We start from the raw sequence: 217 nt of genomic DNA on the forward strand, positions 1-217 counted from the left end.
CGCTCCAGATTGTCTGCCCGCTCCCCTCGGATGCGATCGTTGTAGGCCAGTCCCAGGTTGTTTTGAGTCGCTGCCCAATCTTCAGGAAGGGCATCGCGGGTTCTGACTTCCAGCGCCCGTTCGTAGGCGGTGATTGCCCGCTCCAGATTGTCTGCCCGCTCCCCTCGGATGCGATCGTTGTAGGCCAGTCCCAGGTTGTTTTGAGTCGCTGCCCAAT

General features: G+C 60.4%; 1 protein-coding gene. It reads right to left on the bottom strand.

Going from position 1 to position 217, the window contains the following annotated elements; translation table 11 throughout:
• The coding region (locus VPK24_RS07020) for a tetratricopeptide repeat protein (protein ID WP_393011649.1) at window positions 1-217 on the bottom strand (217 nt) is incomplete at both ends.

The organism is Limnothrix redekei LRLZ20PSL1 (genome assembly GCF_043235035.1).
Lineage (GTDB): Bacteria > Cyanobacteriota > Cyanobacteriia > CACIAM-69d > CACIAM-69d > CACIAM-69d.